This is a genomic window from bacterium, from assembly GCA_039961635.1.
GTDB lineage: Bacteria > 4484-113 > 4484-113 > JAGGVC01 > JAGGVC01 > JABRWB01.
Map to the genome: position 1 here is coordinate 1 of JABRWB010000091.1, position 8,009 is coordinate 8,009.

At 59.9% G+C, this 8,009-nt stretch carries 7 protein-coding genes and 1 riboswitch; of the genes, 5 read left to right on the forward strand and 2 right to left on the reverse strand.

The genetic code is table 11. The features are described 5' to 3' along the window. Positions 1–123: 123 nt before the first annotated feature. Positions 124–690 (forward strand): transposase, encoded by a 567-nt coding sequence (locus tag HRF49_11865; GenBank protein MEP0815343.1) that lies wholly within the window; start codon positions 124–126, stop codon positions 688–690. A 96-nt stretch (positions 691–786) separates the two neighbouring features. Here HRF49_11865 and HRF49_11870 read toward each other — a convergent pair whose 3' ends face one another. After that, complete coding sequence (locus HRF49_11870) at positions 787–2,568, reverse strand: AAA family ATPase (GenBank protein MEP0815344.1); 1,782 nt, start codon at positions 2,566–2,568, stop codon at positions 787–789. Between the two features lie 9 nt (positions 2,569–2,577). Next, the gene (locus tag HRF49_11875) at positions 2,578–3,966 is read right to left on the reverse strand and encodes a cytosine permease (GenBank protein MEP0815345.1); all 1,389 of its coding nucleotides are present in this window, start codon (positions 3,964–3,966) and stop codon (positions 2,578–2,580) included. A 57-nt stretch (positions 3,967–4,023) separates the two neighbouring features. Then, positions 4,024–4,128, reverse strand: a riboswitch (TPP riboswitch). A 263-nt stretch (positions 4,129–4,391) separates the two neighbouring features. On the opposite strand from HRF49_11875, the gene HRF49_11880 reads away from it, so the two are divergent. The 4 genes from HRF49_11880 to HRF49_11895 all read left to right on the forward strand — a co-directional run. Further along, the gene (locus tag HRF49_11880; GenBank protein ID MEP0815346.1) at positions 4,392–5,543 is read left to right on the forward strand and encodes a GuaB3 family IMP dehydrogenase-related protein; all 1,152 of its coding nucleotides are present in this window, start codon (positions 4,392–4,394) and stop codon (positions 5,541–5,543) included. 82 nt (positions 5,544–5,625) lie between these two features. Beyond that, entirely contained in the window at positions 5,626–7,185 is a 1,560-nt protein-coding gene (gene guaA, locus HRF49_11885; GenBank protein ID MEP0815347.1) for a glutamine-hydrolyzing GMP synthase, read from the forward strand. Between the two features lie 4 nt (positions 7,186–7,189). Then, entirely contained in the window at positions 7,190–7,717 is a 528-nt protein-coding gene (hpt, locus tag HRF49_11890; protein MEP0815348.1) for a hypoxanthine phosphoribosyltransferase, read from the forward strand. A 31-nt stretch (positions 7,718–7,748) separates the two neighbouring features. Next, the coding region (locus HRF49_11895) for a Rho termination factor N-terminal domain-containing protein (GenBank protein MEP0815349.1) at positions 7,749–8,009 on the forward strand (261 nt) is incomplete at its 3' end.

Below are 8,009 nucleotides of genomic sequence, written 5' to 3' on the forward strand. Positions count from 1 at the left end.
CGAAAATGCGATTACATACAAAGCACCGGCTCAAGCGTGCATTCCGCCATCGCTAAGCATATGTTTTCTCTTTTGGGAGTGCACCGGCTTGCCGGTGCCGCTTCTTGGGATAAAATACGTCCGATGGGAGAAAAAAGCAACCCGCCCGGAAGCAAGCCGCGGTCGATCTTCGTTCCACACGCGCCTCCACACCTGCTGGAATTTGGCGGCACCTTCATGGTTACCGCGGGCACTTACTACAAGCAGTCGATTTTCAACTCCGCGCAATTGCTTCAGATGCTGACCGGTAAATTGCTTGAGTTGGCCGAAACATACGAATGGACTCTGCAGGCGTGGAGCGTCTTCCCCAATCATTACCATTTTGTGGGATCGTGCGACAATCCCGACTCGCTGAAAACGTTTATTCGACACTTGCATTCGGTGACGGCGAGGGAAGCCAACAAGGTTGCCTCCATGCCTGGCAGGCAGGTCTGGCACAATTTCTGGGACACGAGAATCACTTACGAGCGAAGCCTGTACGCAAGATTGAATTACGTAATGTACAACCCCGTGAAACATGAAATCGTCAAGCGGGCTGAATCGTATCCGTTTTGCTCCGCGCGCAGGTTCAGAGAAGAGTGCGAAAACGAGTTTCAGACAATATTGGAACGAATAAAGTTCGACAAAATTAATGTCATTGACGATTTTTAGCGGTTGAACTTTCCTGTGGCACCGGCAAGCCGGTGCACTCCCATATGAATTCAAACCACAAGCGAAATCTGGAGCGCAACGCGACTGCAGTCAAGGTCATCCCCGCGGCAGCCTCGTCTTCAGCTCCGCGAGCCTTTCCGCGAGAGCGCGCTGCTCCATTCTATACTTTTTGGGGATGAGCGCGCGGCTTGTGGATTCTGCTACCGCGAGAAGCGTCTGGTATTCGATTTCGTCCGGATACTGCGGACTGATGAAATCCTCCAGCGCTTCCTTGAAATGCGACGCTTCGATGTCTTCCGATTTCGCGGTTTTGGCGCGAGCGTACGCGCGGAAGAACACGCTTTCGAGATCGCTTCCGGATAGCTTCAGCGCGGCCGGGTCGCACGCATCCGCCAGCCGCGAGAATCCGAGCGGCAGTTTGTGCTTTTTCCTGTACGCCAGAAAAAGATCTTCGTAATCCGCCGCGCTCTGCGGGGCGAAAAGCGGAATGTGTTTTTCCGCGCGCCCCTGGCGTTTCAAATCGATTGACAGAAGGTCCGGCCGGTTCGTGATGAGAAACCAGACCACTCGCCCGCGGTTTTTCGGATCGCCCATAAAGGAAATCAGCCGGGAGAAGACGCGGCCGGAAAGCCCGCTGTCGCCTTCGCCCGCGCCTCGGTCGCCGAGCGCCGCGTCCGCCTCGTCCACGATCACCGCGACCGGCGAAAGCGCGGACAGCACCGAAAGAAGCCGGTCCAGGTTGGCCTCGGTCGCGCCCACCCACTTGTCGCGGAAGTTGCGAAGCTCCACGCAAGGCACGCCCGCCTCGCCCGCGAAGCACCGAACGAGGAACGACTTGCCGCAGCCCGACGGCCCGCAAATCAAATATCCCGAAGGCACCGCGGCGAACTCGCCGGCGCGGAAAAGCGCGGCGTCCTTGCGCAGCTCCGCGACCGCGAGATCGTGCACCGCGACGAGGTCCAGCGTCTGCTTTTCGCTGCCGACGAATTCCAGCATACCGGCGCACGACTGCTCGATCAGCCTGCGCTTGCGCTCGTAGATGTAATCGCGCCAGTCCTTTTTCGCCCCCCCCGTCGTGTCCTGCTCGTACTCCGCCAGAATGTGCCCGATCTGCGTCAGCGTCAGCCCCGCGCTCGCCGCTGAAACCGATTGGAGCTGCGAAAGAAATTGCGCAGCGGAGGCTGAATTCGCCCCCCTCCCCTCGGATGAAAGCCACCAGCTGATATATTCGCGACGCTCCGGCTCGCTCGGAATCGGAACGCAAATCGGCGAGGTGTAAGCGTTCTCGACGATGCGGGAGCTCAACGACGACAAATCCTCCGTTATCAATACAAGCGTCACGTCGCCGTCTATCACCTCGCGGCTTTCGGCAAGCCGCTCCAGCGCGATTTCGGCGGCGCGGTCTTCCGCGGAAAGCTGCGGCAGGTCGGCCTTCGGAAATATCGTCTCCGCCCAATCGAGAATAAGCGCGACGCGCCTGGACTCCGGATCCGGAGAAACCGCCAGCGCCTTGACGAACCGCTGGAAAAACAAAATCACCGCATGCGGCGACGAGGGAAGCTCCGCTGTCCACCGCGTCCCGGCCACCGCGTCGATCGCGCGCAGCTTGCGCGCGAATTCGTCCGCGGCGGAAGGATCGGCGAGGTACAGACCGCGCGACAGGTCGTATCCCAGCACGAACTTGCGCCGCGCGAAAAGCGCGCGCGTGAGGTACTCCACAAGGGGGACGTACCTGACGGCGGCGCTGCCGTCATCGAACCTGATGAGGTCGCGCGTGTTGCCGTGAAGAATGAACGTGCTCTGCGTGCGGCTGAAGTAGCGGGATGCAAGCTCCCGTGCCCAGCCGGGAAGAAACACGGTAGCAGCGGACGACTCCACGGTCTAATTCTAGCTCTTTTTCAAAACGAGCTTCGCCAGAAGAAGATATATCGCCCCCGATGCCGCGAAACTCGGAATCGCCGCGCCGATGGGCCAGGCCTGCCAAGTTTCGATTCCGAATATCGCGCCGAGCCACCAGGGCGCGCCCGCCCAGAGCGAAATCGCCATTCCGATGATCCAAGCCGCGATCGCGGCCGCGTTGAAACCTCCCGCGTACCAATATTCTCCCCCCCTATCGAACAGCGCGGCCGAATTTATCCTGCATTTCTTCACGAAAAAATAATCCGCGGCGACGACAGCGAACATTGGAAGAAATACCACGCCGATCAGCAGCAGGAACTGCGTATACTGATCCATCTTTACGAAAAACGCCAGCGCGGTGCCGAAGAGCCCGCCGATTACCGCAAGCAACGAAGCGTTCGCCTTCGGCCATATATTGAGCGAGCTCGCCGCAGTCGAGTAAACGTCCAGAAACGTGGTGGTGATAGTCGAAAGCGCGATCAACAAGATGCCCGCGGAAATGAGTTTCATTCCGTGCAGCGCGCCCAAAACGACGGTGTTCGGCTCAAGCGCTTCCACCGCGGTTCCGGGATGGAGCTTCAAGTACGCCATTCCCGCGATCAGTCCGATGGCGTACATCCAGGCGGAGCCGGTGAAATATCCCCAGTAGGTTCCCGCGAACGCGGCCCGCCGGGACGACGCGAACCTTCCGTAATCAGCGGCGAGAGGCACCCATGAAACCGCCATCGCGACGACAAAATCGAACGTCAGCATCGGCGAAGGCCCGGCGGGCGGAACTACCCGCAACAGTTCGTCAATGGTGAATTTGGAAAACACGCCGTACGTCATCACGATTGTCAGCGCGATCAACATAAATACGGCGATATTGTTGGCGATCTTCCAGTAACGGCTTCCGCCTGCCGCCCATGCGGTTGTTAAGAGCCCCAGCGCGAGTATCGTCCAGAACTGCTGCGCGCCGGTAAGCTCCGCACCGAACAAAATCCCCACGGCCTTGGCCGCGACGATCAGCATGTACGCCGTCCATCCGATGAGTTGCAGGATGTTGCACACCGCCGGGAAAACGCTGCCGCGTATTCCGAAGCTGGCGCGCGAAAGCACCATTGTCGGCACAAGCGCCTCAGAGCCCATCCGCGCGACGAGCGCGAGGAGCAGATTCCCCGTGAATTTGGCGGCGAGGATTACGATTAGCCCCAAACCGATGCCAAGCGGCGTCACCTGCGCGCCGCTCCACATTTCGTCGATGACGACCGCCGCGCCGAACCACAAAAGAAACGTGTCGAGGCCCGACAGCCGTCCGGCCTCGCGAGTGGACGATTCCTTCATTTCCTCCCACTCGCCCGTTGCCTGCTGCGCCGCAGCCTGCTTTGCATCCGACATACCCACCACCTCTCGCAAAATTAGCGCGAAAGCGCGCCTTGCCGAAAATCCAGGTGCTGGGGGAGTTTTGCGATTCCCTGCGCCGGCATTACCCGGATCAGGTTCTGCGGGTCGGCGTCCCTTGCGGGCGCCCTCTCAGCTTGCGCTCCCCGATGCCTGAAAGACGGGTGAAGTATAGCACGTCTCGCCGGCCCGGCCTTATCCGCGCCCCAAAAAACAGAATCAAGAAAAAAAGGAGCCGATGTCCGCGTCCCGCGACGACCCGACTCCATAAAACATAAAATTATCCCTCGTGAAACCGGGTATAAGGCTGCTCAACCTCGCGCCCGCGGGGAGTTTCGTTGACAGCGCCGCGGGCCGGTGGTATATATGGGCTTCCCCAATCCGGGGAGCCCCCATAAGTTTCCCGCAGGAAGGCCCGACCATTGGATTTCCTTATATCCAAACACAGAAAGGCAAAGCTGGCTTTGGCATTCGACGACGTTTCGCTCGCCCCGTCCGCCTCGACCGTGGATCCCGAAGACGTGGACGTGAGCTTCGCGCTCAAGAACCGCACGTTTTCGATTCCGATAATCGCCTCGGCGATGGACAGCGTGGTTGACCCGAGCGTCGCCGCGCTGTTCACCAACGCGGGCAGCTTCGGCGTGCTGAACCTTGAAGGCGTGTGGGGAAGGTACGAGAACCCGCAGGAAAAGCTTTCGCGCATCGTCCAGGCGTCTGACGAGGAAGCGACACCGGTTCTGCAGGACGTGTATTCCGCCGCGCCGGTAAAGGAAGAGCTTGTCGTGCGCTCGGTGCGCGAGATGAAGGATGCCGGGGCGATTGCCGCGGTCAGCCTGACGCCGCTGGGCGTCAAGAAGTTCTGGGCGGCGGCAAAGGAAGCGGGCGCGGAAATTCTTGTCGTCCAGAGCACCGTGACATCGCCGAAGCACCGCTCGAAATCGGGCGAGGTGCTCGATATCGCGGAGTTGTGCGCCGGAATAGACATCCCGCTCATCGTGGGCAACTGCGTGGGCTACGAAGTCGCGATTGAGCTTATGCGCGCGGGCGCGGACGCGATACTTGTCGGCGTGGGGCCGGGCCAGGCCTGCACGACGCGCGACGTGACGGGAGTGGGCGTACCCCAGATTACGGCGACCGCGGAAGCCGCGGACGCGCGCGACGACTACGAAAAGGAATCGGGCAGGCGCGTCGCGGTCATAACCGACGGCGGGATGCGCACATCCGGACAGGTTGCGAAATGCCTCGCCGCGGGCGCGGACGCGGTTATGTTCGGCAGCGTGTTCGCCGGATGCCCGGAGGCGCCCGCCTATCCGTACCACTGGGGGATGGCGGCGCCGCACGCGCACCTGCCGCGCGGGACGCGCGTCAAGGCGGGCGGCGGGATCCCGCTTTCGCAGGTTCTGTTCGGCCCGGCCCGCGTGTCGGACGGAACGCAGAACCTGATCGGCGGAATCAAAAGCAGCATGGGGCTCGCCGGAGCGGGGAACATCCGCGAGTTTCACAAAACCCAGCTTTACGTAAGTTTTAGCTTCGGAAGCGAGGGCAAGACCCTGCAGATGAAGCAGAGGAAATAGTGGAATCAGGAGGCCGGCCGCTTTGGGCCGGATTCGCAAGGGGCGTGGCGCCCCGGCTCCTGTTGTATTTTTTCATTCGACCATGACCTGGCAGACAAACGGGGATTTCGATAAGGTAGCGATAATCGACCTGGGTTCCCAGTACACCCAGCTTATCGCGCGACGCGTGCGCGAACACTCGGTCTACAGCGAGATTTTCGGCAACACGCTTTCCGCGGCCGAACTTCGCGAAATGAAGCCCGCGGGCATCGTGCTTTCCGGCGGGCCGAACAGCGTTTACCAGTTCGGCAGCCCGGAGGTGGACAGGGAGATATTCGATCTCGGAATTCCTGTGCTGGGCATCTGCTACGGGATGCAGCTCATCGGCAAAGTGTTCGGCGTCGAGGTGTCGGCGGCGAAGAACCGGGAGTACGGTAAAACCGAGCTGACGGTGGATGTGCCAGAAAGCGCGTTGTTCAAAGGACTCAACCCTGACTTGATCTGTTGGATGAGCCACGGCGACATCACGGCGACCGCGCCCCCCGGCTTCATTGCGACCAGCCACACCATGAACACGCCCGTCGCGTCGTTCGAAAACGTCGAGCGCAAGATTTACTCGGTGCAGTTCCATCCGGAAGTGACGCACACACCATGGGGACGCGACCTCATCGCGAATTTCCTTTTCCGCGTGTGCGGCGCGCAGCCGAACTGGCGGATGGAAAGCTTCATCGCTCGCAGCGTGGAATGGATCAAGGCGAAAGTCGGCGGCGAGAAGGTGCTGTGCGGGCTTTCCGGCGGCGTGGACAGTCTGACGACCGCCGCAATCGTGGATCGGGCGATCGGCGACCAGCTTGTGTGCGTATTCGTGGATCACGGAATGATGCGCAAGAACGAGGCCGAGGAAGTCATCGAGACATTCCGCGCCAACTTTCGAAGCAGGCTAATTCCGATCGACGCAAGCGAGCGTTTCCTGGACAGGCTCGCGGGAGTGGACGAGCCGGAGCGCAAGCGGCACATCATCGGCGAGGAATTCATCCGCGTATTCGAGGAAGAAGCGGTCAAACTGGAGGGCATCCGCTATCTCGCGCAGGGAACGAGTTATCCCGATATAATCGAATCCAGCGGAATCGGCAAGCACGCGCACGTGATCAAAAGCCATCACAACGTGGGCGGACTTCCGGAAAAAATGAATCTCGAACTAATCGAACCCTTGCGCGATTTGTTCAAGGACGAGATACGGCGGCTCGCCGTGGAGCTTGGGCTGCCGGATTCGATCGCGTACCGCCCGCCGTTCCCCGGGCCGGGGCTGGGAATCCGCGTGGTAGGAGAGGTGACGCGCGAGAAAATCGCCATACTGCAGCACGCGGACGCGATAATCCGCGAAGAGATAATCGCGGCCGATCTGTACGACGGGCGCACCCGCGCCTTCGGGGTGCTGCCTTCAATCAAGACAACCGGCGTCACGGGCGACGCGCGCGCGTACGGCTATCCCATAGTCGTGCGCGCCGTGACATCCGAAGACGAAATGACCGCGGACTGGACGCATGTCCCGTTCCCCGTGCTGGAAAAAATATCCAATCGCGTGCTGTCGGAGGTCAAGGGCGTCGTGCGCGTCGCGCTCGACATTACGTCCAAGCCGCCGGCGACCATCGAATGGGAGTGACAAGATGAGCGTTAAGATACCCCCGCATTTCAAACTGCTTTTTTCCGCCGAACAAATAGAGAAGCGCGTAAGCGAGCTTGCGTCGGAAATCAGCGCCGCCTACGAGGGAAAGGAGCTTCATATCATCTGCGTCCTCAAGGGCGCGACGATGTTCCACGCCGACCTGACGCGCAAGCTGACTGTGCCCGTGACGTACGATTTCCTTTCGGTGTCCAGCTATAAGGGAACCGAGTCCAGCGGCGTCGTGAAGCTGGTGAAAGACCTGGACGAAGACATCGAAAGTAGACATGTCCTCGTTCTTGAGGATATAATAGACACCGGGCTGACGCTCAACTATATAGAGCGCAACCTTCAAACCCGCAAGGTGGCAAGCCTTGCGACCGCAAGCTTCCTTGACAGACCCGACAGGCGGAAGGTCGAACTTAAGCTCGATTATGTCGGTTTCGTGATCCCCGATTGTTACGTTGTCGGCTACGGGCTTGATTGTGAGCATAAATACCGCCAGTTCAAGGATATTTACGCGATCAACTAGCCTCCGCGAACTGAATTGCACAGGAGTAACAATGTCTGAAGAAACTTACTACGACCAGGAAACGCTGGAAGGTATGACTATCAACCAGCTCTATGACCTCGCGAAAGACCGCGGGATCAAGAACCACCGCAAGATGAAGAAACACGAACTTGTGGCGGAAATAATGGATTTCGAAAAGGCGCTTCGCCGGAAGGTCGCCGTCCGCGTGGCGTCCGCGCCGAGCGAGACCGCGCCGCCGAAGCCGGCGCCGCTGGCATTCGGCGCGCCGGAACCGCCGGAGCCTATTAAATCC

What these genes read in the sequence shown, in the direction of transcription:
- HRF49_11865 (MEP0815343.1), top strand. Translation starts at nt 124, where the DNA reads ATGGGAGAAAAAAGCAACCCGCCCGGAAGCAAGCCGCGGTCGATCTTC.
- HRF49_11875 (MEP0815345.1), bottom strand. Translation starts at nt 3,966, where the DNA reads ATGTCGGATGCAAAGCAGGCTGCGGCGCAGCAGGCAACGGGCGAGTGG.
- hpt (MEP0815348.1), top strand. Translation starts at nt 7,190, where the DNA reads ATGAGCGTTAAGATACCCCCGCATTTCAAACTGCTTTTTTCCGCCGAA.
- guaA (MEP0815347.1), top strand. Translation starts at nt 5,626, where the DNA reads ATGACCTGGCAGACAAACGGGGATTTCGATAAGGTAGCGATAATCGAC.